This window comes from Corynebacterium sp. ACRPO, assembly GCF_022347205.1.
In the GTDB taxonomy this organism is placed as follows: Bacteria; Actinomycetota; Actinomycetes; order Mycobacteriales; family Mycobacteriaceae; genus Corynebacterium.
Map to the genome: position 1 here is coordinate 1 of NZ_JAKRNE010000024.1, position 25434 is coordinate 25434.

At 62.0% G+C, this 25434-nt stretch carries 21 protein-coding genes; 5 read left to right on the forward strand and 16 right to left on the reverse strand.

Going from position 1 to position 25434, the window contains the following annotated elements; all coding sequences use genetic code 11:
- A partial coding sequence (locus tag MHY22_RS11220) for a hypothetical protein (protein ID WP_239279364.1) occupies positions 1-736 on the forward strand: 736 nt, incomplete at its 5' end.
- A 53-nt stretch (positions 737-789) separates the two neighbouring features.
- Here the strand turns inward: MHY22_RS11220 and MHY22_RS11225 are convergent.
- Positions 790-1989 carry an aromatic acid exporter family protein gene (locus tag MHY22_RS11225; protein ID WP_239279365.1) on the reverse strand — a complete coding sequence of 400 codons (1200 nt, stop codon included), beginning with the start codon at positions 1987-1989 and terminating at the stop codon, positions 790-792.
- A gap of 165 nt (positions 1990-2154) precedes the next feature.
- Here MHY22_RS11225 and MHY22_RS11230 point away from each other — a divergent pair, with 165 nt between their 5' ends.
- Entirely contained in the window at positions 2155-3210 is a 1056-nt protein-coding gene (locus MHY22_RS11230) for an HNH endonuclease signature motif containing protein (RefSeq protein WP_239279366.1), read from the forward strand.
- Positions 3211-3379: 169 nt separating this feature from the next.
- Here MHY22_RS11230 and fbaA read toward each other — a convergent pair whose 3' ends face one another.
- From fbaA to MHY22_RS11275, 9 genes are all read right to left on the reverse strand, one after another.
- Positions 3380-4414 (reverse strand): class II fructose-bisphosphate aldolase, encoded by a 1035-nt coding sequence (fbaA, locus tag MHY22_RS11235; RefSeq protein WP_239279367.1) that lies wholly within the window; start codon positions 4412-4414, stop codon positions 3380-3382.
- Positions 4415-4560: 146 nt separating this feature from the next.
- Positions 4561-5751 (reverse strand): glycoside hydrolase family 76 protein, encoded by a 1191-nt coding sequence (locus tag MHY22_RS11240; protein ID WP_239279368.1) that lies wholly within the window; start codon positions 5749-5751, stop codon positions 4561-4563.
- A gap of 54 nt (positions 5752-5805) precedes the next feature.
- Entirely contained in the window at positions 5806-6489 is a 684-nt protein-coding gene (locus MHY22_RS11245; protein WP_239279369.1) for a TrmH family RNA methyltransferase, read from the reverse strand.
- Positions 6476-7066: an orotate phosphoribosyltransferase gene (gene pyrE / locus MHY22_RS11250; protein ID WP_239279370.1), complete on the reverse strand. Its 591-nt coding sequence runs from the start codon at positions 7064-7066 to the stop codon at positions 6476-6478. Before pyrE ends, MHY22_RS11245 begins: the two co-directional genes overlap by 14 nt.
- Before the next feature lie 55 nt (positions 7067-7121).
- A complete protein-coding gene (locus MHY22_RS11255) occupies positions 7122-8615 on the reverse strand; it encodes a hypothetical protein (protein WP_239279371.1) in 1494 nt (497 codons plus the stop codon).
- Positions 8616-8708: 93 nt separating this feature from the next.
- Entirely contained in the window at positions 8709-9566 is an 858-nt protein-coding gene (locus tag MHY22_RS11260) for a sulfurtransferase (protein WP_005329334.1), read from the reverse strand.
- 56 nt (positions 9567-9622) lie between these two features.
- Positions 9623-12178, reverse strand: a complete 2556-nt coding sequence (gene clpB / locus MHY22_RS11265) for an ATP-dependent chaperone ClpB (protein ID WP_179387042.1) — start codon at positions 12176-12178, stop codon at positions 9623-9625.
- Between the two features lie 132 nt (positions 12179-12310).
- The gene (locus MHY22_RS11270; protein ID WP_239279372.1) at positions 12311-13723 is read right to left on the reverse strand and encodes a TetR/AcrR family transcriptional regulator; all 1413 of its coding nucleotides are present in this window, start codon (positions 13721-13723) and stop codon (positions 12311-12313) included.
- Positions 13724-13981: 258 nt separating this feature from the next.
- A complete protein-coding gene (locus MHY22_RS11275; RefSeq protein ID WP_239279373.1) occupies positions 13982-15355 on the reverse strand; it encodes a sodium/glutamate symporter in 1374 nt (457 codons plus the stop codon).
- 179 nt (positions 15356-15534) lie between these two features.
- Between MHY22_RS11275 and MHY22_RS11280 the strand changes: the two genes are divergently transcribed.
- Positions 15535-16707, forward strand: a complete 1173-nt coding sequence (locus MHY22_RS11280) for a 2-polyprenylphenol hydroxylase (RefSeq protein ID WP_239279374.1) — start codon at positions 15535-15537, stop codon at positions 16705-16707.
- On the opposite strand, the gene MHY22_RS11285 is transcribed toward MHY22_RS11280, so the two are convergent.
- On the reverse strand, positions 16704-17519 hold the full coding sequence (locus tag MHY22_RS11285) for a carbon-nitrogen hydrolase family protein (RefSeq protein WP_239279375.1): 816 nt from the start codon (positions 17517-17519) through the stop codon (positions 16704-16706). The two genes, MHY22_RS11280 and MHY22_RS11285, sit on opposite strands and share 4 nt — an antisense overlap.
- Before the next feature lie 91 nt (positions 17520-17610).
- Here MHY22_RS11285 and MHY22_RS11290 point away from each other — a divergent pair, with 91 nt between their 5' ends.
- Together MHY22_RS11290 and MHY22_RS11295 are read left to right on the forward strand one after the other, a co-directional pair.
- On the forward strand, positions 17611-17874 hold the full coding sequence (locus MHY22_RS11290; RefSeq protein WP_239279376.1) for a hypothetical protein: 264 nt from the start codon (positions 17611-17613) through the stop codon (positions 17872-17874).
- Positions 17871-19037: an alpha/beta hydrolase gene (locus MHY22_RS11295; RefSeq protein WP_239279377.1), complete on the forward strand. Its 1167-nt coding sequence runs from the start codon at positions 17871-17873 to the stop codon at positions 19035-19037. Before MHY22_RS11290 ends, MHY22_RS11295 begins: the two co-directional genes overlap by 4 nt.
- 17 nt (positions 19038-19054) lie before the next feature.
- Here MHY22_RS11295 and MHY22_RS11300 read toward each other — a convergent pair whose 3' ends face one another.
- From MHY22_RS11300 to dnaK, 5 genes are all read right to left on the reverse strand, one after another.
- Positions 19055-20575, reverse strand: coding sequence for an aldehyde dehydrogenase family protein (locus MHY22_RS11300; protein WP_239279378.1), 1521 nt, complete (start codon positions 20573-20575; stop codon positions 19055-19057).
- 244 nt (positions 20576-20819) lie between these two features.
- Positions 20820-21269, reverse strand: a complete 450-nt coding sequence (locus tag MHY22_RS11305; protein ID WP_049378992.1) for a heat shock protein transcriptional repressor HspR — start codon at positions 21267-21269, stop codon at positions 20820-20822.
- A 20-nt stretch (positions 21270-21289) separates the two neighbouring features.
- Complete coding sequence (gene dnaJ / locus MHY22_RS11310) at positions 21290-22495, reverse strand: molecular chaperone DnaJ (RefSeq protein ID WP_239279379.1); 1206 nt, start codon at positions 22493-22495, stop codon at positions 21290-21292.
- A 97-nt stretch (positions 22496-22592) separates the two neighbouring features.
- Complete coding sequence (gene grpE / locus MHY22_RS11315; RefSeq protein WP_239279380.1) at positions 22593-23300, reverse strand: nucleotide exchange factor GrpE; 708 nt, start codon at positions 23298-23300, stop codon at positions 22593-22595.
- Positions 23300-25150, reverse strand: a complete 1851-nt coding sequence (gene dnaK / locus MHY22_RS11320) for a molecular chaperone DnaK (protein ID WP_005325523.1) — start codon at positions 25148-25150, stop codon at positions 23300-23302. The genes grpE and dnaK overlap by 1 nt, the downstream gene beginning before the upstream one ends.
- Positions 25151-25434 lie beyond the last annotated feature (284 nt).

Sequence of the window (25434 nt, forward strand, 5' to 3'; positions counted from 1 at the left end):
CACTCCCTCCCTCGATGACATTGCCGCGCAACCCGACGTCCGCCACCTCGGCGCCCCCGAACCTGCCCCACAAGCCCCACACTTAGCTGAGCCCGCCCGCATCGTCGTCGCCGGCTCCGACGCCGCCCTCTCGGCCGTGCTGACCCGCCTCATGCGCTCCGACCGCCTCTGGGCCGAGGTCGCTTTCATCCCCGTCCCCTCGGCCGCAGCCTCTGCCCCCTCAACCACCGCGCCGACCGCCTCCCCCGCATCCGCCACATCCGCGGCCGCGCAGAACTGGGGAATTCCCACCTCCCCGGCCGAGGCCCTCGACTTCGCCCGCACGGCCCCGGTCCGCCCTGCGCCGCTCATCCGCAACGATTCCGGCCTCGCCGTCGCCGGCTCCGCCACCATCTCAGACGCCGCAAATGGCTCTTTCACCGGCGAAGTCATCATCGACGACCACACCCTAGCCGCCACTTCCCCCAAAACCTTTGGCGCGCGCCTCGTCCCGATGACCGACGCCCCCGGCATCCTCGCCGCCCGCGCCACCTCCCCCGTCGAGTCGCAGGGCCGCCTCCGCTCGCTCCTGCGCAAGCCCGGCCAGCTCGACCCCGAATCCGTGCGCACCGGCCGCGCCGTCCAGGCCGGCGGCCCACAGCTGCGCGTCATCGTCGATTCGGTCCCTCACAAGCGGCCGGTGACCCGCGTGACCTTCTACCGCCACCTGCGCGACCTCCAGATCGTCCGTCCTTAGCCCCGCGCGACGTCACTCATTGCGCACGGCGTCTTTATCTACGCGCGAGGACGCTAGTCCTCGCGCCCCCACACCTCCGGCGGGTAGGCCGGGTGCTGCGAGGTCGGCACCAGGTGCGCCACGGCCGACTCACGCGACAACCCGCACACCATCAGCATGTCCACCACGAGGGAGCGCGTTTGGCCCAGAATCATATAGGCCGAGAGTGTGCCTTCTTTATCGATAATGTCCAGCCCGGCGCGCCCGCCCACGATGCGCAGGCGTTGCACAAGGTCCGGAATCTCAATCGCCTCGTCGTGTCCGTGCTGTTTGCCTTGGCCGTAGAGCTCGCTGATAGCGAGGATGACGTCGGAAAGCTCATCGAGCAACTCCAGCTGCTCCTCCGAAACCTTATCGCGGTCCTCCGTCAGGCCCAGCGCCTGGCGCGAGAGCACGCGTACCCCGCGCACCGCGTTATCCACCGGCATGAGGATGCGCTCCAGCGAGCGAATGCTGCGCCGCGAGGCCCACAACAGCGGCGAGACCTCCGAGGCCTCCCTACCCGATTGCGCCGCGCTCAGCAGAGTATTGATGCTATTTTGCGTACCGCGTACCGCCTCGCGCGCATCGCGGATGACGGCGGGGTCTTGGTGGCGGATGCCATACGTGACGTCGGCAAGAATGCTCGAGGCAATTTTTAACACCTTCGAGACCTCGCGCCGCGCCTCCACCAACGGGGAATTAGGAATGAGCGCAATGGTGATAAGGCCAATGCCAGAGCCGATCATCGCGTCAATCGCGCGGTGCAGGCCGCCTGGGCCCTCTGTGGGTGGGAAAATCGTGGCGATCAAAATCGCGCCAAAGACAATCTGGTTGGTCACCAGCGGCGACTTGGTCAAAAACGAGCCCACCACCAGGCCCGCGCCCACAATGAAGAAAATCTGGAACGGCCCTTGGCCCACGATTTGGAAAAGTAAATCGCCCACGGCCACGCCAATGATGCCGCCAATCGACATTTCCAGCGCCTTTTTCATCCTGTCCCCGCCCGAAAGCCCCAGAATGATGACCGCGGAAATCGGTGCGAAGAACGGCTGCGGGTGCCCCACCACATCGCCGGCTACCCAGTACGCGAGCGCCGCGCCGATAGTCGCCTGGACGATGTAGACAAACCGCGAACGGATGCGGTTTACCCGCGAGAGCACCGAGCGGTCAATCACCCGCAGCTTTTGCCGCGTTGAGACTCTTTCCTTCGCTTCCGACATGCCTTCCAGCATAGAAGACCGCCCTTACCATCGCCGCCGTCCCCGCGCATCTCGGCCGCCGGCCGGCTTGTGGATAGCTCTTGCCGACGCCCCCTTTTTCCCCACCTATCCACAATTTCGCCCTTGCCGGCCGCGCACCGCTTGTTCGGCCCTCGCGTGCCCTTTAGCTTCGGCCGTGTGAACACCGAATTTCTCTTGCTATGCCGCCGCGGCGTCGATCTCGTCGCCGAATTCCAGGGCTGCTCCGAAGACTCACTTCTCGAGGCCGGGGCCAGCCCGCTTCTGGCCGCCCAGCTCGCCCGCCTGCAGCACGCCTATTTCGGCCGCACGTCCAATTCCCGCAAGCAACGCCTCGCTCGCGACGCCGCCCGCAGCCGCGCCCATGACCTCACCACGCTCGATAGCATCGAGTCCTATACCCGCCGCGTGCGCGACACCAGCCGCGCCTGGGACCTGCGCCTAGAACTCTGTCGCACCGAGGCCCGCCTCATCCCTTCTGTGGCCAAGAAGCTGCTCAAACAGATCAATCCGCCCCGTCGCCCCGAGCCCGGCGTGCGCTATACCCGCCGCCCCGACGGACCCCACACCATCTCCATTACGGCCGATCCCACCGATATCGCCGATATAAAGGGCGTGCTCTCCTCCGTCAACAAGGACGATCCCCTCGCCGCCGCCAAGAAGGTCCTTCTCGAGGGCAACCCCGGCGCGCTGCCGGCCGTGCACACCAACGTCATCCTCACCTTGGACCAGCTCGACCGCATCGTCACCGCGCCTTCCGACGCCTCCGATATCACCCTCCAGCTCACCAACGGCGCCCGCATGACCGGCGCGCAACTCGTCGCTCGTGCCTTAGCCCAGCGCGGCTATGTCAGCCTCGTTCACCCTGAGCACGGCCCGGTAAATCTGTATCGCACCGAGCGTATGGCCACGTGGAAACAGCGCATGCTCGCCGCAGCCGAGCACCCCGTGTGCGCCTGGCCGGGCTGCAATACGCCTGCCGACGACGCCCAAGTCCACCACCTCACCGCCTGGTCCGCCGGCGGGCCTACCAACCAAGAAAATCTGGTCACCTTGTGCGCGCACCACAACGCCGTCAACCAAGATGACCCCTCCCGGCCAACGGAACGCGGCCGCATGGTACGCATCGACGGCCGCGTCGCCTGGGTACCGCCGTGGAGCAATACCCCGCGCTTCGTCCCCAGCCCCGCCCGACCACCGAATCGCCGCACATAGCCACCTGGCTCTTAGCCCTCAGTCCCACCACCCGCCAGCACCGCCTGCAGAAACACGGCCCTAGCCGAAGGCAAGAAAAAGCCGCCTCCCACGCGGGGAAGCGGCTCATTCGGCATGCCTATGTGCGAGGCTGCCTCAACTTAAAGCAGTGTGGAGCAGCTAAGGGCAATTACTTGGAAATGGACTTGCCCACAGAGTGCAGGTCCTGGCAGGACTCGATGACGCGCTCGGACATACCCTGCTCTGCCTTCTTCAGGTAGGAGCGAGGATCGTAGACCTTCTTGTTGCCAACCTCGCCGTCAATCTTGAATACGCCATCGTAATTCGTCATCATGTGGCGAGCGATCGGGTTGGTGAAGGCGTACTGGGTATCGGTGTCTACGTTCATCTTGATGACACCGTAGCGCAGAGCCTCTTCGATCTTTTCCTTCTCGGAGCCGGAGCCGCCGTGGAAGACGAAGTCGAAGGCGTACTCGTCCTCACCCAGGCCGAGCTTCTTTTGTGCAACCTTCTGGCCCTCAAGCAGGACCTCTGGGCGCAGCTTCACGTTGCCTGGCTTGTAGACGCCGTGAACGTTGCCGAAAGTAGCAGCCAGCATGTAGCGGCCCTTCTCACCGGTGCCCAGAGCATCGATGGTCTTCTCAAAGTCCTCTGGGGAGGTGTAGAGGTTAGCACCCGCCTTGGCCTGGACGCCGTCCTCTTCGCCGCCGACGACGCCGATTTCGGCCTCGAGGATGACGTGAGCGTTCTTAGCCTTTTCCAGCAGCTCCTGTGCGATGACCAGGTTCTCATCGATTGGAATAGCGGAGCCGTCCCACATGTGGGACTGGAACAGTGGGTTCTCGCCGCGGTCGACGCGCTCCTGGGAGATTGCCAGCAGTGGGCGGACGTACTCATCGAGTACCTCCTTCTGGCAGTGGTCGGTGTGCAGCGCGATATTCACGCCGTAGTGCTTGGCGGCCTCATGAGCGAATGCGGCCAGTGCCTGAGCACCCTTGACCTTGTCCTTCACAGCCAGACCGGAGCCGAAGGCGGCACCGCCGGTGGAGAACTGGATGATGCCGTCGGACTCGGCCTCAGCAAAGCCCTTCAGAGCTGCGTTAATGGTCTCAGATGAGGTGCAGTTGATAGCTGGGAACGCGAAGCCATTCTTCTTCGCGGTATCCAGCATCTCGTTATAGACCTCAGGGGTTGCAATTGGCATGAGTTTCCATCCTTAAAAAGTGGGTTTGTGGTCAAACACGTTCCAGCACCCAAGTATGCCCGTTTCACGAAAATTCTGCCGCAAAAACTGTGTGACATTTTCAACCCGCTCATTTCCGGAGCCAATCCCCCTCTGAAAAGCGTGGATTATTTAGACATGTGCCGCGTCACGCGAGCGCAGGCCTCCATCAGCATCCACCCGGAGAGTTGCACGGACAGATCACGCTCATCTACGCGAATGATGCCGACCTTCTCACTCATGGTGCGCCGGCCGAAGCCGTAGTTATGTGGCAGGCGCGCATCGGACAACCAGTCGGATCCGAAAATCGGCAGGCCGTCGACCTCGAGGCGGTGCTCCCACACCGACTCGGCCGAGGCCACCACCATGCGCGCGGCCAGCTTTTTCGTCGCGCGGTTGGCGGGGGAATCGCCGGGCAGGCGCACAGCGACGTCGGCAAGATAGCGCATCAAAATTCCCTTAAACAGGCCACCGTCGCCATCGCCGGTCTCCCAGTCCACCACGCCCGAAGGCGTAGCCATGCCCGAAGCCACGGTCTGCACCAAGCCCCGGATGCGGATGATGTAATCCATCATCTCGGAAGCCATCTCGGCCTCGTACACGCTGTCGATGTGCTCCAGATCGCCCACGCCGGCCTTTTCCCGCAGCGCCAGCACGATTTCCAGGCACGCGCCGAGCACTACGCCCTGGCAGTAGGGGTGGATGTTTTTTACCACCTCAGGGCCGTCCATGCGCATGCGGACGCCGTCCATGATGTAGCCGTCGTCGTCAAGCAGGTGGTCATAGATCCAGTCAACGATGTGGCGTGCTTCCTCAATGCGCCCCATCCGCGCGAGCATGATGGCGCCCGGGCCATTGGAGGGCACGTTCATGAAATTCTCGCCCAGGCGCCACGGCAGCACACCAAGCGTTTCATCGAGGCCTTCGTGGATATTGCGCTGCAGGGCCGCGAGGCGCTTGGGCGTCTTTGCCTTCTTCAGTCCTTCCACGCGGCCGAAGGCCAGCGCGAGCCAAGCCTTGTCGTCGTAGTACTTATTCTTGGTCAGCTGCGCGAGGTTGCGGATGCGAATGCCGCGCAAGGTGTCATAGATGCGGTAGCGGCGCACCTTGGTGTTATTGCGCAGCGCCGCATCGACGAGGCAGTCCAGGTAGTGGGCCTGCCACCAGTAGTGCCAGTGGACAAAGAGTTTTTCCTTCGTGGTGGGCGGCCAGCTAACCACCGCTAGATTGGTGCGAGGCAGGCCCCACACAGAGTGCGCGTGGCGCTCATTGATGGCGGCCTCTGCGAGTTCGGCGCGGTGGGCCCATTTTTCTTCCACGGTTCCTCAATCACTCCAGTCGCACGGGTAGATACAGCTAGTGTAGCGATCTTCCTACCAAGAATTATCCAGATCGGCGTGCTGGCGGATCCAGGCGTGCATGGCGATGCCGGCCGCGACACCCGCGTTGATGGAGCGGGTGGAGCCAAATTGGGCGATGGAGCAGGTCATCACCGCGGCATCTTGGGCTGCTTGCGTCACGCCGGGGCCTTCCTGGCCGAAGAGTAGCAGGCTGCGCTCCGGCAGCTCGGCCGTTTCCAGGGGCACGCAACCGGGGGTGTTGTCGATGGCAACGACGGTAAGGCCTTCCTCGGCCGCCCAAGCAATAAGCTTCTCGACGCTCTCGTGGTGCATCAAGTGCTGGTACCTATCCGTGACCATTGCCCCGCGGCGATTCCACCGCCGCCGGCCGACGATATGCACGGTATCGACGGCGAAGGCGTTGGCGGTGCGCACGACGGTGCCGATATTGGCATCGTTTTCGAAGTTCTCGATGGCGATGTGCAGGCTATGCCGGCGCTTATCGATGTCCTCTTTGATCGCTTCCCTACTCCAGTAGCGGTAGGCGTCGACGACGTTGCGACGGTCGCCTTCGGCAAGCAGCTCTGGATCGTATTTCGCGGCCTCCGGCCCTTGCGGCAGCGGACCTTCCCAGGGGCCTACGCCATGGCGGCCCTCGTTCCACTCGGTCGGGCCCTTGGCCTGGTCGGCCGCGCCATCTGCGTTAGGCGAGGTCAAGGTCGCCCAAGCCCAGCAGGGAGCGGTACTCGAGGCCTTCTGCGGCGATGACGTCGCCGGCCCCGGTCTCGCGGTCCACAACGGTCGCCACGCCCACGACCTCGGCGCCGGCCTCGCGCAGCGCGGCCACGGCGGTCAGCGGGGAGTTACCGGTAGTGGTGGTGTCTTCTACGACAAGAACCTTCTTGCCTTCTACGTCCGCGCCCTCGATGCGGCGCTGCATGCCGTGCTTCTTGGCTTCTTTGCGTACGACGAAGGCGTCGATATCGCGGCCTTCGGCATGCATGATGGAGGTAGCAACCGGGTCGGCGCCGAGAGTCAGGCCACCGACGGCCGCGAAATCCCAATCTGCGGTCAACTCGCGCAGCAGGGCGCCGATAAGGCGGGAAGCTTCGTGATGCAAGGTAGCGCGGCGGAGATCCACGTAGTAGTCAGCTTCCTTACCTGAGGACAGGGTCACCTTGCCGTGGACGACGGCCAGTTCCTTAACCAGTTCGGCGAGGCGGGCCTTCTTCGCGGCGTCCAAGTTCTGGGCGTGCGCGTTCTGGGCGTTGGTGGTGTGAGAATCCACAGTCATCTGCTCCTTGTTGTGGTTCGGGGACGGCGGCCGGCCGCCGGTATCGGACTCTAGGCTACTCTCCCCGGCGCGGGTCCGATTCCTCGGCCGCGGAGTCGCTCGCCGGGTTGGGGTCGGCCTGGTTGCGATCGGCCGCGGAGTCGCTCGCCGGGGTGGTGTCGACTGGGTTGGGGTCGGCCGCACGGAGGCCATCGGTGGTGGAGTCGGCGGAGGGGCTGTCGAAGATGGAGGCGGCGCGGAACTGCTGGCGCGGCAGGCGGGCGGTATGAGAATCGGGGTTGGGGCGCTCGCGGCCGTCGGCGATGGCGTCTACTTCGTCGCCGCCGAGGGCGCTGTGCTCGACCGGGCCGCGGGTTTCGGAGTAGGCCCGAGACGGCATCTGCAACGGCTCTTCCGGCCGTTGGATGACGGGTCGCTCGAATTCGGGTGCGCCTGCGGCCGGCGCGCCGCCGACGGCCTCGACGATGGGCTGGGCGGGAATCTCGCGGGCTGGGTCCAATTCCTCGAGGCGCACCACATGGGTGGCAGAGGAACGCGGGGGGAGGACGCGGGCGGCGTCGGCAAGCAGGGCGAGAGGCGGCAGCATCGCGTCCCATTCCGCGGAGCGCGCCTGCTTTGTAGTCTGTGCGAGGACCCACTCTGTTTCCATCCACAGTGCGGTAACGGCCTCGGGCATTTGCTGGAGGGCGACGTGGACGCGCTCGTCCACCATGCGCTCGGTCACGGCGCTATCCGAGGAATACACATCGAACCCCTCGATGGTCATGGCCAAAAGCAGGTCCTCGGAAGCCTTCGCGTCGTCGCGATCGAAGCGACGAAAGTCCACCACCATGTCGGAGGCTGCGCCGGTGCGCATGGCCATGACGTTGACGCCATCGATATCCATCAACAGCATCTCGTGGCCGTACACGTTACCGGCGACAATGTCTTTGGGAGCCGCGCCCGTGGAGGCCACTCCCCTGGTCCATTCGTCTACGAGGTAAGGGTCGGCCTTCATGAATTCAAATCCCTTGGCTTCCGCCCAATTGCGGCGCTCGCGGCGCATGGTTCCCGGCAGGATCGGCCGGTGACGCGCGTGGGGCTTGGAAGGTGCGGGGTGCTCGCTCGCGGTCTCGTGGCTCGGCTGGTGCTCCGGTTCGGGGGCCGGTTCACGCTCGGGGACCGGCTCGGGTTCGTCAGTTGGCTCAGGTTCTTGCTGGGACGGGGTCTCGGTCGCGGGCTCGGGAGTGGGCTCCGGTGCGGGAGCTGACGCAGCTGCTTCGGTGGCCGGGGTAGCCGGGTCAGCGGCAGGGGCACGCTCGGGGGCCACGCTCGAGGCCGAATCGGCAGGCTCGGCCGGGGCAGCGTTTTCGGGCGCGGCGAAGGTGGATGCGGAGTCCGTTGGAGTGGGATCTGCGAGAGCGGCATCAGCGGGGGTGGGTTCCACGGAGCTGGGGTCTACGTCGGCGGAGTGTGTAGGGGTGGAGGTGCGCTGTTTGCCGTCGTAAAGCAGCAGGGCACCGCCGGCAATGCCGAGAAGGACCGCAAAAGCAAGGATTAGAAAAGCCATCACCCCACGATAGTAGTAGGAACGAGCAAGCCCTCAGCGCTCGGCGCGCGGACGCGGGAGGCTGAGGGCGAAGCGAGGGGCGGACTGGGGCGATTAGCCGTTGACGGTGAGGCGGTCGCCGCGCTCGACGGGGTTGTGGGGGTTGGCAGACCACTGGGACCAGCCACCGACATAGTGGCGCAGGCCGGTGAAGCCAGCGTCTTCCATGGCGGCCAAGGCGAGGGCGGAGTGGTTACCGGAACCGGAGTAGATGATGGCGCCTTGGACGTTGTCGGGGGTGAGGCCGGCGTCGAAAAGCACTTCGCGGATTTCGCCCGCGGACTTCCAGGTGCGCAGGCCATCGTTGTGGAACAGGCGCTCCGGCACATTGACGGCGCCGGGGATGTGGCCGGCCTTGAGGTCAAGGTTCTCGCGACGGCCGGCGAAGCGGTTGCGGGTGCGGGTATCGATGAGCAGGCCATCGTGATTGCGCACGTCATCGATGGTGGCCACGGGCATCTGGCCCGGGTTGACCTCGGCGGTGGCACCAACGGCGAAGTTGCCAGGGCCGGTAAGCGTGGTATAGCCCAGGTGGCGCCAATTGGCTAAGCCGCCGTCGAGGATGCGGACGTTGTCCAGGCCGGCCCAGCGCAAGGTCCACCAGGCGCGGCCGGCGAAAAGGCCACGGCCTTCGTCATAGACCACGACTGGGCGATCCTCGCGGATTCCCCACTGGCGGAAGTGCTCCTGCAGCTTATCCGGATCCGGCAGCGGGTTGCGGCCTACCTGGGAGCCGGGCAGGCCGGCGAAGGAATTGGCGGTATCGCTAAATAGTGCCGTCGGGATGTGCAGGGAGGTGAATTCGTTATAGCTCTGGCGCAGCTGCGGCTGCCAGTGGGTGGCCAAGAGGGTGAAACGCTCGCCGTGATAAATGGATTCGCGGAGTTCTTGCGGGGAGACCAAAATGCTCATGCCCCCGAGTCTAGGGGCATGAGCAGGATTTGGCGCGGCGGGCGCTGTGCGGCCGACTAACGGGCGGCGATGTCTAGCTCGGCGCCGCCATCGGCGACGTCCACGTGGACGGTGTCGCCATCAACGATATCGCCAGCCAGCAGCTTCTTGGCGAGCTTGTCACCGATGGCCTGCTGGATGGTGCGGCGCAACGGGCGGGCGCCATAGGCCGGGTCGTAGCCGCGCTCGGCGAGCCAGGACTTGGCGGAATCCGAGACCTGCAGGGTCAGGCGGCGGGCGTCGAGGCGCTCGGACAGGCCGCGCAGTTGGATGTCGACGATGCCGCGCAGTAGCTCCTCAGAAAGGGGCTCGAACATAACCACATCATCGAGGCGGTTGATGAATTCGGGCTTGAAGGCCTTCTTCACCGCGTCCATGGTCTCCTCGCGGGTGCCGCCGGCGCCCAGGTTGGAGGTCAGGATAATAACGGTATTGCGGAAGTCGACGGTGCGTCCTTGGCCGTCGGTAAGCCGACCTTCATCCAGGACCTGCAGGAGGACGTCGAAGACGTCGGGGTGGGCCTTTTCCACCTCGTCGAAAAGCACGAGCGTATAGGGACGGCGGCGAACGGCCTCGGTGAGCTGGCCGCCAGCCTCGTGGCCGACGTATCCCGGAGGGGCACCGACGAGGCGGGAAACGGAGTGCTTCTCGCCGTACTCAGACATATCGATGCGCACCATGGCGGATTCATCGTCAAAGAGGAAGTCCGCCAATGCCTTCGCGAGCTCGGTCTTGCCCACACCGGTGGGACCGAGGAAGAGGAAGGAACCGGTCGGGCGGTTGGGGTCGGCCACGCCCGCACGGGAGCGGCGAACGGCGTCCGATACGGCAGTGACGGCTTCCTTCTGGCCGACCACGCGGTTGCCCAGCACGGATTCCATATTGAGCAGCTTCTCGGTCTCGCCCTGCAACATCTTGCCGGCCGGGATGCCGGTCCAGGCGGAAACGACCTCCGCGATGGTGTCCGGGCTTACCTCCTCATCGAGCATCGTATTGCGCTGCTCGGCGGCCTTGACCTCCGCGGCCGCGAGATCCTTTTCCAGCGGGGGGATCTTGCCGTAGTTGATCTCGGAGGCGAGTGCGAGGTCGCCGTCGCGCTCGGCGATTTCAGCTTGGCGGCGCAGGTCATCGAGTTCTTCCTTGATGTTTTGGACATCATCGATGGCCTTCTTCTCATTGGCCCAGCGGGCCTTGAGCTCGCCGAGCTTCTCGCGCTGGTCCGCGAGCTCGCCTTGCAGGGTGGCTAGGCGATCCTGGGAGGCGGCGTCAGATTCCTTCTTCAGCGCCAGCTCTTCGATCTCCATGCGGCGTACGATGCGCTCCAGCTCGTCGATTTCCTGTGGGGAGGAGTCGATCTCCATGCGCAGGCGGGAGCCTGCTTCATCGACGAGGTCGATGGCCTTATCCGGTAGGAAGCGGTTGGTGATGTAGCGATTGGATAGCTCGGCGGCCGATACCAGCGCGGAGTCCATGATGCGCACGCCGTGATGCACCTCGTAGCGCTCCTTCAAGCCACGCAGGATGCCGATGGTGTCTTCCACGGAAGGCTCGGCGGCGTAGACCTGCTGGAAGCGGCGCTCGAGGGCGGCGTCCTTTTCAATGTACTTGCGGTACTCGTCCAAGGTGGTGGCGCCAACCAAGCGCAGCTCGCCGCGGGCCAGCATGGGCTTAATCATGTTGCCGGCGTCCATGGAGCCGTCGCCAGTAGCGCCGGCGCCGACGATGGTGTGCAGCTCATCGATGAAGGTGATGATCTCGCCCTCGGAGGACTTAATCTCATCGAGCACGGCCTTAAGGCGCTCCTCGAATTCGCCGCGGTACTTCGCACCGGCGACCATGGAGCCTAGATCCAGGCTGATGAGGGTCTTGCCCTTGAGGGATTCGGGGACGTCGCCAGCCACGATGCGGCGGGCCAAGCCCTCCACGATGGCGGTCTTGCCCACGCCGGGTTCGCCAATGAGCACTGGGTTATTCTTCGTGCGACGGCTAAGCACCTGGACCACGCGGCGGATTTCCTGATCGCGGCCGATAACCGGGTCGATCTTTCCCTCTCGGGCGCGGGCGGTGAGGTCCGTGGCGTACTTTTCTAGGGCCTGGAACTGGTCCTCCGGGTTCTCAGAGGTCACCTTGGCAGCGCCGCGGACGGAGGGGAAGGCACCCTTGATGGCGTCATAAGTAGCACCACGGCCGGTAAGTAGCTCGGCGGCGTCGGTCTTAGAGCCGGCGATGGCGGCGAGGAGGACCTCGGTGGAGACGAATTCATCGCCCAGCTCCCCGGCCAGCTCCTGCGACTTGGTCAGGACGTTGAGGCCGTCGCGGTTAAATTGCGGGTTGGCCATATTGGCACCCTCGGCCTTGGGATAAGAATCAACGAGCTCGCGGGCTTCCTTGAGCACGGTATCCGGGTCTACGCCGGTGGCCTTAAGAACCGGGGCGGCAATGCCGCCTTCTTGGCTCAAGATAGCGGCCAGCAGATGGGCCGGGCGGATATCCGGGTTGCCATTAGAGGAAGCTGTTTGCAGGGCGTCCTGCAGGGCCTCTTGTGTTTTAGTGGTGGGGTTAAATGAGTTCATGTGTGCGTTGCTCCTTCTAAGTTTTATTCACCCACTGTAGGGCTTCACTTAGCACAACGCACCCAGAGTTGAGCCTATTCCACTCAACCTAAATATTTTTGAGCGTGGGGCGCTCAACTTTGCGCAGGACTTTTAAACCTGCTTGTATTCCTCGTTTTCGTGGCCCAGAATCTGCAAGCTATGCGCGATGGCAAAGAAGGATACGGTCACTACCTGAACAAAAAGCGCCCACTTGAGATCTTCATTAAAGGTCTTGAAATCGCCGATACTGCACAGATGGGCAATGCCATTGGCGCCGGCCCATACAGCCAAGGCACTGATATAAACCAGCTGGTCGGTGGGGGTAATTCCCATCTCGATGACAAACTTGCGGAGTAGGTCCATCATGATGGCAAAGTTCTTGGTCATGCCCTGGTGCGAGCTGCCATCACCATTGTGTGGAACGATGGAACCGCTGGCCAGCGCGATAATGGAGCTGAAACGCTCTGGGTACATCATCGCGTAATTGAAATAGGCGGCCGCAACAATCTGCAGTTGGTCTACAGTGGGGGTGTCCTCCGGAAGCGCAGCAAGGCAATCCTCGAAGATCTTGGCCATTTCCGTGGTGGTGAGATCCTCTGCGGCCTCGCGCAGCGCGAAATCGTTGTCCACGATGGTGGTCAGGAAGTCTTTGGAGGTACCAAGCTTTTCGGCCACGTGGTCAAAGAAGCGGCGGTCGACACCGCGGCGACCAGCCACGCGCAGCGCGGCCTCAATAATGACCTTCTTGGCTTCCTCAGGATCCATCTGCTCAAGGTTATCCGGAGCCACGAAGGGTTTTTCACGCTCGCTGCCCATGACCTTTTCCACAATGCCGCGGGCATCGTTCATAATGGGGCGGCGTTGCGGGATCTGCTTATTCTTAAACCAATATTGCAGGGCATCGACTACGAGGCGATCGACCTGCTTAAGATTGGCGGCGCGAATAACGGCATGTTGCAGGCGCAAGATACCCATCACACTCAAGTGGCCCATGCCGTGAATGACCGACCAGCACGCCAAGGTGATGCGGCCGATTTCCAAAGGCGAGATGTCTCCATCGTGGGCCACGACGGCACCCTGTTCTTCGGCAAAGCGCTTGACGACGTCCAGCGCCATGTCCGCCCCCGGAGTCCCCGACTTTTCTCCCTTGGCAAATTGGCAGACGTGCTCCTCATCCATAGCATCGTACCGCTCGAAGAGGTAGTGGTAGATGGCGGGCTCGTCATGGGCGTAGGCAAAGTAGGCCTCTGCCAGCTGCATGAGGACATCGCCGCCGGAATCACCCTCCGGCAGGTGGCATGCTGCTTCCACCATGTATTCAGACATGCGACGATCCAAGAAGGCGGGGACTTCCGCGAGCATGTCGGCACCGGTGGCGAATTCCTCAGCCACCACCTGTGGCGAGAGACCAGCCTGGTCCGCCACAGATTCCACGGTAACGGCTTGCTCGCCTTCGCAGCCCGCTACATAAACAGCGGCTTCCAGGATGATCACCCGCCTGGAAGCCGCATCTAACTGGTACATCTAGTTCCCCATCAAGACAAAGATTAATACCCGCTAATTCTAACAAAATTTAAGGTACAGGGATACCCCCCAATCGAATGCCCTTTCTCGAGAAAATCTTTTCTCACCGATGTTAACGGTGGTAGCGCGGCCTATAGGTCATGGTCGCGGCCATGAGGGTTTCCACCAATCCCGCACCGACGAGAAATATTCTTAACTTTTATGCGGTCAATCTCATAGTTTTTAAGGCGGGAAGGAGGGGGTCGTCGGCAAGCGGGGCTATGCCTGCTTCTGCCCTACATGGCCGATGCCCTCTTGGAAGATAGTGCCGCGCGGCGGCATAAGGCGCATGGCCTTGAAGGCAATGTAGACGCCGATGGAAATCGCCAAGGAAATGGCGCCGAAGACGCCGGTAAATCCGTACATGACGGCCATGGGCGCGATGATGGTCCACGAGATTTCAAACGGGCCGAAACCGATATAGGCCATGCCGTATTCGGACAACGTGCCGGACTTGAGCTTGGGATCCACAATCTTGAGGATGGCGATGCCGGTCGCCACGGTGGCGGTGGCCCAGCCCCAGCCAAAGATGCCGCGCTCGATCCAGCGCTCACCAAAGAACTCGGCCGGGAACCACAGCAAGAAGAACACGCAGAAGATGGTGCCCAAGACGAAGAGCAGGAGAAGTGCCTGCCAATAAGAGGCAATAGCGGCTGGGACGATGGCAGCCACGCCGAAAGCGATGAGGTAGTCCGTGGCCGCGCCGGAAATGGAGGAAATGGAGTCCTTATCCAGATAATCCTCGGCGCCGACGAAATTCATGACCGCACGGAAGAGAAGGCCCACCACCATAGACATAGCAAAAAGCGGCACGGAGACGTTTTCCCAGATGCTGCTCAAACCCTGATTGATGCCGTAGGCGGTCATCACGGTCAAGATGATGAAGCCAAAGTGCAGTGCGAGCGGCTCGATGGAGGAAGGGTTGGTGGTAGCGCGGCCGAGAGACGGGCGCTCATCAATATTCTTGATGTAGCCGCGACGCAGCTCTTCCGGCAGCTCCTTGGGTACGTGGGAGACCTTGCCCTTGCGGATGCCCCAGTTGCCGGCGATCACGCCGCCGATGATGGCGGCCAGCGTGCCGACAGTCGCAGAGGTAAAGCCCAGCGAGGAGGCGGCATCGGCGCCCACGCCTTCCAGCGCGCCACCCACGGCCGCGGCGGTACCGAAGCCGCCGGTAAAACCGACGGGCAGCATCATGCCGAACCAATTCGGGGTATCGAAAAGCGGCGCAAAGAGGAAGAGGCCCAGCACGATAAACAGGCCCCACTGGCCGGTGAACATCATGGTGGAATAGCCCCACATATTGCGCGCGCCCTTGCCCATGTTGCCGCCCACTTCCATGGAGTAGGCCATGGACGCAAAGACCACCGCGATGAGGATGGAGGTGTAGTCACCCAAGTTATCGGAGAAGTTGATCCAGCCCAGCACGTTTGGACCTACCAGCAGGCCGATGAGGCCGGCGGTAATCGGGGCAGGTAGCAGCAGGTCCTGGAAGATGAACTTCACCTGGTGACGCAGGACGTTGCCGATGACCATGAGCAAAGAAATCCAGCCCACATCTAGCATGAGCGTATATGCGGAAAAATCTTCCATGAGGACCCTTTCTAGCTGTGCAATTATGGCGACTTGCCCCCGTTAGAGGGCAGACGGATAGGGAATACAATACCTTCCGACAAGTGAGCCACAACATAGGCTCCCGTTTTTCACCCCCACTACACTTTCAGTAGGTAGCTCGACCCCCGGTTGGGCGCTGACTATTAGGATGATGTGACATGTGGGAATTGGGCGAGCATTTTCGAAATTACGCAGACGAGTACCGCGATGCGGTGCACGAGCATTTCTTTAACGCGGTGCCTGAATCCCGGCAGATTTTTGCGCTGTCGATGCGCGATACCCATACCTCGATGGTGCCTGCGCTGGCGTGGGTGATTGAGCATACGGAGCCTGGGGAGCCCCTGCTTGCCGACGTCTCCGCAAAGCTCACCCAGCTCGCCCGCGATCACCGTCGGCATGGGTTTCCGTCCGAAATCTATTCCCGCTTTGACGATGCCCTCGTGGCGGGACTGCGGGTTTTGGCGCTGACGCAGTATCAATACAACTTTGCCTGCGACGTCATCCACCAGGTATGTACCACGATGGCCGACGCCGCACGGGAATCCGACGCCGCCGGCGAAGCACCGGCGCACTCGGCGCAAGTGGTAGCTGTAGATCACCCCACCCGCGAGACCTCCATCATCCGCGTGGAGGCTGGCTTGGCTGTGCCCTATCAACCGGGGCAGCACTTTCCGGTGACCACGCAGTACTTGCCCGGGCAATGGCGGATGCTCACCCCTGCGCAACCGAGCGACGGAACCGGCCAGGTGGTCTTTCACGTCTCTACCGCAGGCGAGGCTTCCCGGTCCCTCGCGCACGCGCAGCCCGGAGACTGGTGGACCTTGGGCCAGCCCGCCGGCGGCATTAGCCTCCAGAACGCCGGCGCAGGTGAACTGGTCATCATCGCCTACGGCACCGGCTGGGCCACAGCCCGCTGCGCGGCGCTCGCCGCGCTGGGCGATGATGACCGCAGCCGAGTACCGCGCCTCTTTGCCGTGGCGGGCAGCCCCGGCGCCCACTATGACACCTACTTCCAGCAGAACCTGGCAGCGCTCGGCGTACCGGTGCGCCGCATCGTGCGGGAAGAAAAAGACCCGTGGTTGCTCAATGCCCGCGAATTAGCATCCGGCGCCGACTACGTGGTCTCCGGGGAGCCGACCGATGTAGTAGTCAACGAGGTGGAGTTATCCACAGGCACTCCCCCGCGCTTCCTACTCGTCGGACCGGCCGAAGAAGTTGTGGAAGGTGAGGAAGAGTTGGTTCAAAGGGGCGTCGGCAAGCAGAACATCGACCTCCTTAGCTGGGGCCGCGACGGGCGCTGGCAGCCGGAAGACTACGCGGCACTGGCCTAGTCCGCAGTGGCCACGACCGGCAGGGCGCGGCGGGTTTTCGCTACCTCATTCGGATCGATGTCGGCATAAAGGATGTCATCCTCGTACCCGGCCTCGGCCATGCGCACGCCATTCGGGTCAACGATGGTGGAATGGCCAATGCCCGTTGGTCCGGAGAGATTGCCCGCCTCCGCCTCGCCGCCTGGGCGCGATTGGCTGGCCGCGAGGATATAGCTGGTGGAGTCCAAGGCACGCGCGGCCGTGAGCAGGCGCCATTGTTCCAGCTTTCCGGGGCCGTCCGCCCAGCTCGTGGGCACAACAATGAGCTGCGCGCCCTGGCTGGCCAGCTCCTTAAACTGCTCCGGGAAACGGATGTCATAGCAGGTGGCTACGCCCACAATAAGGTCATCCACGTCGAAGGCCACCAGCGATTCGCCGGCCAAGACCGTATCCGATTCGCGGTAGTCAAAGGCATCATAGGTATGAATCTTGTCGTAGCCGCCCAGCACGCCAGGGCCGGCAATGAGCGCCGTATTGGTCACGCGATTAATGGTCTTGCCCTCGCGCTCCACGGTATCGGCTGGGCAGAACATGCCGGCCACGACGGTGACCTCGAGCTCCTCTGCGAGCGCTTGGATCGCCGTGGCGAACGGGCCTTCGAGCGTCTGTGCCTGCTCATCAAGGCGCCCAGAGCGGAAATTCTGCGCCGTGGCCTCCGGAAGCACGATTAACCGCGCCCCGTTTCCGGCCGCCTCACGGATCTTGGCAAGCGCCAGTTCCTGGTTTTCGGTGATATTTCCGGTGGATGTTAACTGCACTGCTGCTACCTTCATGCCTCCCAAAATAATGAAGCAGGGCGGAGTTATCCACAGGCTGCGTCATAACCCCTAGCGCGGCATTGTGTGGTCCATCAGGCTTAGGGGCATGAGTTATGTAGAAATTCCCACGCACCTGCCCGATTACGTCCGCTCCCTCATGGCGCGTCCTCCGCTGCCACCGCCGACGGCCGCGCTCGATACCGCCTACCGCACCGCGGCCGCACTAGAGCGGGCCCGCGACACCTGGTCCAGCACCGTGGCCGCAACGGAGGACGCCACGGCCGAGCAATTGCGCTCCGTTGAGGCTTTCCTCGTCACTGCCACCGGGGTGGATTCCCGCCTGGGCCATGCATTGGGAGATGCGCGATGACCCTATCCGTGGCTTTAAAAAATGGTGCTAGTACGTTGCACAGCGAACACGCTGAACTGCGTTTTCGTGTTATAGATGCACACCAGGATTGGCGCGACCTACCACTGGGTGGACCCGCCGGCGAGGCCGCGCGCACCAGTTTGGCGAGCTACACCGACTGGCTGACCCAGCCGCTGCACCAGATGGAGCAGGTTGCCACCACCCTTGAACTCCACGCCAGCCTGCAGGCCCGCCGCGAGGAACTCGAGGACCGCATCATCGCATTTCTAGGACAAGTGGATGAGCGCAGTGGCGCCGCGGCCAACGCCGCTGGACTCTTGTTGAATCAAGTGCGGGCGCTGGGCGATTCGCTGGATTGGCTCTGCTCCCAAGAAATCGATGCCCTATGTACGCCTGCCGGGGTCGCTCCACCCGTTCGCCTGGAAGACTTCTCCGATCTTCCAGTGGATACCGTCCACGAGATTAATCTTGCCCAAGCCAGCGAGCACGTATCTCAGCTAGCCGCGCAGAACCCAGATATGCGGGTGCTAGAAACTAGCGACGGACGGCTCGTAGCCATGGTGGACCCCGGCGGCTTCCGGACTACGCCGGCATCGCTTACCACCTTTGTGGAAGGAGTTCACTCCTCCGATCCAGAAACCTGGCAGCGCGCGGTGGACCGCGGCCGCAATCTAGCCAAGGCCAGCGGCGGGCCCGCGGTGGTGTGGTTAGGCTACCAGGCGCCATCTTCCCTGCCCCGTGCGGTTCACGCCACTCCCGCGCACACTGCCAGTCAAGAACTCGCCCGGTTTCAACGCTCGCTCGGTAAACGCTATCCGCAGGCCAAGCGCACCGTTGTGGGATATTCCTATGGTTCTGTTGTCACCGGGCATGCCGCACAGCAGGAAAGAATTGCTGATGACGTAGTGCTCGTCGGCAGCCCTGGCACGGGTGCTGGCCACGCCTCAGAACTGCATGGCCGCATCTGGGCAGCCACAAATGCCAACGACCCCATCGCTATTACGACGGGGCCTAACGGCGGCATCCATGGTCCCGATCCCACCGTTGATACTTTTGGTGCCACTCCCCTCCCCGGCGCGGATGGCCTCCCTGGCGATCATGGCTCCTATTGGGAGGACCCGCGGTTCTTGCGTGGCCTAGGCCAAGTGGCGCGCGCGAACTAATCCGAGGGGTACGGCCTTTAGAACAGGCCGGCCGGCTGGTCCGAATAGGAGACCAACATATTCTTAGTCTCCTGATAGTGGCCCAGCATCATCAAGTGGTTCTCACGGCCAAGGCCAGATTCCTTGTAGCCACCAAAGGCGCTATGTGCTGGGTAGTCGTGGTAGTGATTGACCCACACGCGGCCGGCCTGGATATCGCGGCCCGCGCGGTAGCAGATGTTTTGACTGCGCGACCATACGCCGGCACCAAGGCCGAAGTTGGTGGCGTTAGCGATTGTGATCGCCTCGTCATAGTCCTTAAACGTAGCTACGGAGAGCACCGGGCCAAAGATCTCCTCCTGGAAGATGCGCATGTCGTTATTTCCCTTAAACACGGTGGGCTCGATGTAGTAGCCCTTTTCCAGGCCTTCCACCTTGTTCACGTGGCCGCCCACAAGAGTCTCCGCGCCTTCTTGCGGACCGATCTCCAGGTACTGCTTGATCTTGTCCATCTGCTCCTGGGAGGCCTGCGCACCCATCATGGTTTCCGTATCGAGTGGGTGACCAATCTTAATCTTCTTGACGCGCTCAACGGCCAGTTCCAAGAACTTATCCGCAATGTCTTCGTGCACCAGCGCGCGCGATGGGCACGTGCAGACCTCGCCTTGGTTAAGGGCGAACATGACAAAGCCCTCCACGCACTTTTCCAAGTAGGAATCGTCTTCATCCATGATGTCTTTGAAGAAGATGGACGGGGATTTACCACCCAGTTCCAAGGTAACGGGGATGACCTTGTCAGCGGCGGCCTTGTTGATGATCTTTCCTACCGGGGTAGAGCCGGTGAAGGCGATTTTGGCAATGCGGTCCGAACCGGATAGTGCCGCACCGGCTTCATCTCCCAGGCCATTGACGATATTGAGCACGCCGTCAGGAAGAAGATCACCGATGATATCGATGAGCAACAGGATGGATGCTGGTGTCTGCTCAGCCGGCTTCATGACAATGCAGTTTCCAGCAGCCAGCGCTGGCGCAATCTTCCAGGCGGCCATGAGCAACGGAAAATTCCACGGGATAATCTGGCCTACGACGCCGAGCGGCTCATGGTAGTGATAGGCCACGGTGTCCTGGTTGAGCTGGGACAGGCGGCCCTCCTGGGCGCGGATGGCGCCAGCGAAGTAGCGGAAGTGATCCACGGCCAGCGGAATATCAGCGGCCAGAGTTTCGCGTACGGCCTTGCCGTTCTCCCAAGTTTCCGCGACCGCAATCTTTTCCAGGTTTTCCTCGATGCGGTCCGCAATGCGATGCAGAAGCAATGCACGCTCGGCCGGGGTGGTTTTACCGAAGGTTTCGAAGGCCTTTTCCGCGGCATCGATAGCCAAGTTGATATCGGCTTCTTTGCCGCGAGCTACCCGGCAAAATACCTCGCCGTTTACTGGACTGATGTTGTCCATGTATTCACCATCGACGGGCGCCACCCACTGGCCGCCGATGTAGTTGTCATAGCTTTCGCGGTAGTCAACGATGGAGCCTTCGGTTCCCGGGGCTGCATACAGGGTCATGCTGTGTGTCCTTTCCTGGAGAAAATTACGGGTAAAGGTGTTATGCGACACTAATATTCCTGCCTGTGTCTTACATCACCAACCTGCTAGTCATCCTAACCCTAAACTTTGCAATGCGCACTGATTACAGTTACCCCCTTTGCAAATATTCACATGCCACCGCGAGTACGCAGGCAGAAGAAAACCCCGCATCCAGCGGGGAAGCTGGCTGCGGGGTTGGGTGTACTCGTCTGCAGAGCGAGAGTTAGTCTTGGCCGTATCCACGGCCGCGGGAGCGCTTGCGCTCACGCGCGGTACGCGGGCTCCACATCACCACGGAAGTGGACCGTGGTACATGGACAAGCTCGCCACTGCGCTGCGGGCGACGTCCAGCGGCCTGCTCGCGCAGGGCTCGGACCTCTTCAGCTAAAGCGTCGCGCTCAGCCTCGAGTCGATCGCGTTCTTCGGTCAACTCGATGATGGACTTGATGCCGGCAAGGTTGACGCCATCGTCCTGGGACAGCGCCTGAATCTTGCGCAACAGCTCAATATCCCGGTCAGAGTAGCGGCGGCCGCCGCCACGGGTACGAGCCGGGGAGACTAAGCCCATACGGTCATAGGTGCGCAGGGTCTGGGCGTGCATTCCGGATAGTTCCGCAGCTACGGAGATGACGTAGACCGCGGTGCCGGAATCTTCTGCCTTTCCAGTGCTCATTTCTTAACACACCTCCTGCCTTAAGCATTCTCGGCGCCGGCCCAACCCGCACGCGGGTTGAAACCGGAGTCCTTTTCCGCTTGAGCATAGGTGCGCAGTGCGCTGGAGGCGGCGGCATCGAGCTTGGTGGGCACGGTAACCTGCACGGTAACCAGCAGATCGCCGGAGTTGCCACCGCGCTTGGCGATGCCCCTTCCGCGCACCCGCAGCGTGCGTCCATCCGGCGTACCAGCGGGGATCTTCACGCGCACCGGGTTATCCAAAGTAGGAACCGCGATGGTATCGCCCAAGGCCAGCTCCGTGAAGGAAACCGGAACGGTGACATGGAGGTCATCGCCCTCGCGGGTAAAGACCTTATCCGGCTTTACAGTCACCGCTACGAACAGGTCACCGGCCGGTGTGCCGTTGGGACCTGCTTCGCCCTGGCCGGCGAGGCGGACTTTTTGTCCATCGATGACGCCGGCAGGGATGCGCACGGTGATATTGCGGGTGCGGTGAACCGTGCCAGTGCCGTGGCAATCCTTGCACGGATCCGTGATGCGGCGGCCGGTGCCATCGCAGTCCTTACACGGGGCAGAGAAACCGAAAGCGCCGCGGTTCTCCGAGGTAAAACCGGTACCGCTGCAGGTGCCACAGGTAGAGGTCTTGCCGGAAGCGGAGCCCGAGCCGTGGCACGTGGTGCACGGCGCATTGCCGCTGAGCGCTAGGGGAATGGTGGTTCCCTTAGCGGCCTCGCGGAAGTCGAGGGTTATTTCCGTTTCGACGTCGGCCCCCCGCGACGGTTTAGCTGAGTGGCCAGCACTACCGCCGCGGTTGAAAACGCTACCGAAGATATCCCCAACACCGCCGCCTTGAGACGCTCCTCCAGCGGATCCTCCGAAGAGGTCCGAGAGGTCGAATTCTTGCGCACCTTGTCCACCCATGCGCGTGGATCGAAACCCGCCGGGAAATCCGGCGCCTCCCATCCGTCCAAAGCCGCCTCCATTGCGGAGCATGGCCTTGAACTGGTCGTATTCCTTGCGCTCGGTGGCGTCGGAAAGCACGTCGTAGGCTTCCGCAACCTTTTTGAACCTTTCCGCTGCCGCGGGGTCGTCCGGGTGGGTATCGGGATGATTCTCGCGCGCTAGCTTGCGGTAAGCACGCTTAATCTCGTTCTGGTCTGCGGACGAGGAGACCCCCAGATCCGCATAGTAATCTTTGTCTGCCCATTCGGGTTTAGCGCTCACTGGGCATCTCCTCCTTTCAAAGAGAATCGATACAAGTTAAGTAAAAGGGCGCCGCGGGAAGGTCACTAGTCAATTCCCAGGGCGCCCTTTATGTTATTTACTCAGATTCTTCCGAGCTGCCGGACTCATCGCTGGGGTCCGCGATGATGACCATGGCATTGCGTACGAGCCTGTCGCCCACGCGGTAGCCCTTGCGCAGCACGGTGCCAAGCACCTGCTCATCGCCGGAGGACAAGTCCTGCACGGCTTCGTGGACCTCAGGGTCGAAAGCATCGCCTTCCTCACCAAAGGCAGCGAGGTCGTGCTTTTCCAGCGTGCTGTGGAGCTTATCCGCAAACGCCTTGAGCGGGCCTTCCAAGTCGCCGTGTTCACGAGCCAGTTCCAGGTCATCAAGGACAGGCAGCAAATCTGCGATGACCTTGGCCTTGGCGGTCTCGATTACGGCCTGGCGGTCGCGCTCGGTGCGGCGGCGGTAGTTGGTGTATTCCGCATTGAGACGCTGCAGGTCTTCTGTGCGTTCTGCCAACTGTGCTTCCACATCGCTAGCGCCGGTGCCTGCGGGCTCTTCGCCCGCTGCTTCGGCTTCTACCTCATCAGCGTTGACATCTGCCAGCGCTTCTTCGAGGTCAGCATCGAGGGTGGGATCCAGCTCGGCTTCTTCGGTGGCGTCAGCCTGTGCTTCCTGCGCAGCCTGGGCCTCCTCGGCCTGCTCGGCAGCAGCCTCAGCGCGGTCAGCCGAGGTAGCCTCCGGATCCGTGTTTTCCGGGTCGCCTGGGTTGTGCGGCATTCCGCTGTCCTGAGTCATTACTTGTTGCCATCCTTGTTCTCGTCCTCGTCAACGACCTCAGCGTCGACGACGTTCGGGTCACCCTGCGCAGCACCAGCATCGGCAGCACCCTCGGCGCCTGCCTCAGCAGCCTGTGCCTCGTAGATCTGCTTGCCCATCTCCTGGGATTCGGTGGACAGCTTCTCCACTGCAGACTTGATGGCCTCGAGGTCATCGCCCTTCAGAGCCTCATCAACGGCGTCAGCAGCCTCGGTGACCTTGGTCTTAACATCCTCGGATACCTTGTCGGCATTGTCATCCAAGAACTTGCGGGTCTGGTAGGAGGTGGACTCTGCGTTATTGCGCAGCTCCTGCTCCTCGCGGCGCTTCTTGTCCTCTTCAGCGTGCTGCTCAGCATCCTTGACCATGCGGTCGATTTCTTCCTGGGACAGGCCGGAACCATCCTGAATCTTGATGGTGTTTTCCTTGCCGGTGCCCTTGTCCTTTGCGGTCACGTGGACGATGCCGTTGGCATCGATATCGAAGGTGACCTCAATCTGGGGAACACCGCGCGGTGCCGGAGCAATACCGCCGAGCTCGAAGGAGCCGAGCAGCTTATTAGCGGTAGCCATCTCGCGCTCGCCCTGGAAGACCTGAATCTGTACGGAAGGCTGGTTGTCCTCTGCGGTAGTGAAGGTCTCGGACTTCTTGGTCGGGATAGTGGTATTGCGCTCGATGAGCTTGGTCATCACGCCACCCTTGGTCTCAATGCCGAGGGACAGCGGGGTGACGTCGAGAAGCAGCACGTCCTTAACCTCGCCGCGCAGCACGCCTGCCTGCAGGGCAGCGCCGACTGCAACAACCTCGTCCGGGTTAACGCCCTTGTTGGCATCCTTGCCGGTCAGTTCCTTAACCAAGTCAGATACGGCTGGCATACGGGTGGAGCCACCAACGAGAACAACGTGGTCGATATCGCCGACGGAAAGGTCAGCGTCCTTGATGACCTGGTTGAACGGAGCCTTGGTGCGGTCCAGCAGATCCTGGGTGATCTTCTGGAACTCGGTGCGGGTCAGGGTCTCATCCAAGAACAGCGGGTTCTTATCGGAGTCAACGGTGATGTACGGCAGGTTGATGTTGGCCTGCTGGGAGGAGGACAGCTCAATCTTGGCCTTCTCTGCAGCCTCGCGTAGACGCTGCACGGCGCGCTTATCCTTGGTCAGGTCAACGCCCTGGGAGGTCTTAAAGCGGTCTACCAGCCAATCGACGATGCGCTGATCCCAGTCATCGCCACCCAGCTCGTTATCGCCGGCGGTGGCCATAACCTCAACGACGCCATCGCCGATTTCCAGCAAGGAGACGTCGAAGGTGCCGCCACCCAGGTCGAATACCAGGATGGTCTGCTCCTGCTCACCCTTTTCCAGGCCATAAGCCAAAGCAGCTGCGGTTGGCTCGTTAACGATACGGAGCACGTTCAGGCCTGCAATCTGGCCAGCTTCCTTGGTGGCCTGACGCTGTGCGTCCTCAAAGTATGCAGGAACGGTAATAACGGCGTCAGTAACGTCCTCACCGAGGTAAGCCTCTGCGTCGCGCTTCAGCTTCATCAGCGTGCGAGCGGAGATCTCCTGGGAGGTGTAATCCTTATCATCAATGTTGATCTTCCAGTCGGTGCCGATGTGGCGCTTGACGGAGCGAATGGTGCGGTCAACATTGGTTACCGCCTGGTTCTTAGCGGACTGGCCGACCAGGATTTCGCCGTTCTTTGCAAAAGCAACGACGGAAGGCGTGGTGCGGGAGCCCTCAGAGTTAGCGATGACGGTGGACTCGCCACCTTCCAGTACGGAAACGACGGAGTTCGTCGTACCAAGGTCAATACCTACTGCGCGTCCCATGATTTCTTCTCCTTTTATCTTGGGGTAATTAATAAAGTTGACTGTCAGTGACTCAACTTCTCGTTGCGTCCGAGCGCTACTGTAACAGAACTTCTACGTTCGGTCACACAACCTTGAGCCTGTGTCACTCAATCTCTACAACGGGTAGCCTACAAAAGTTATTCCCCGCGACTCAACTTTTCATGTAAACCCCATCTTTATGCAGCTCAGCGCCGCTCTTACCGACGCCCTCCTCCCCACCCCCTACACGATCGCCCCCGTTGGCCGGCGCCCCCCACACCCAA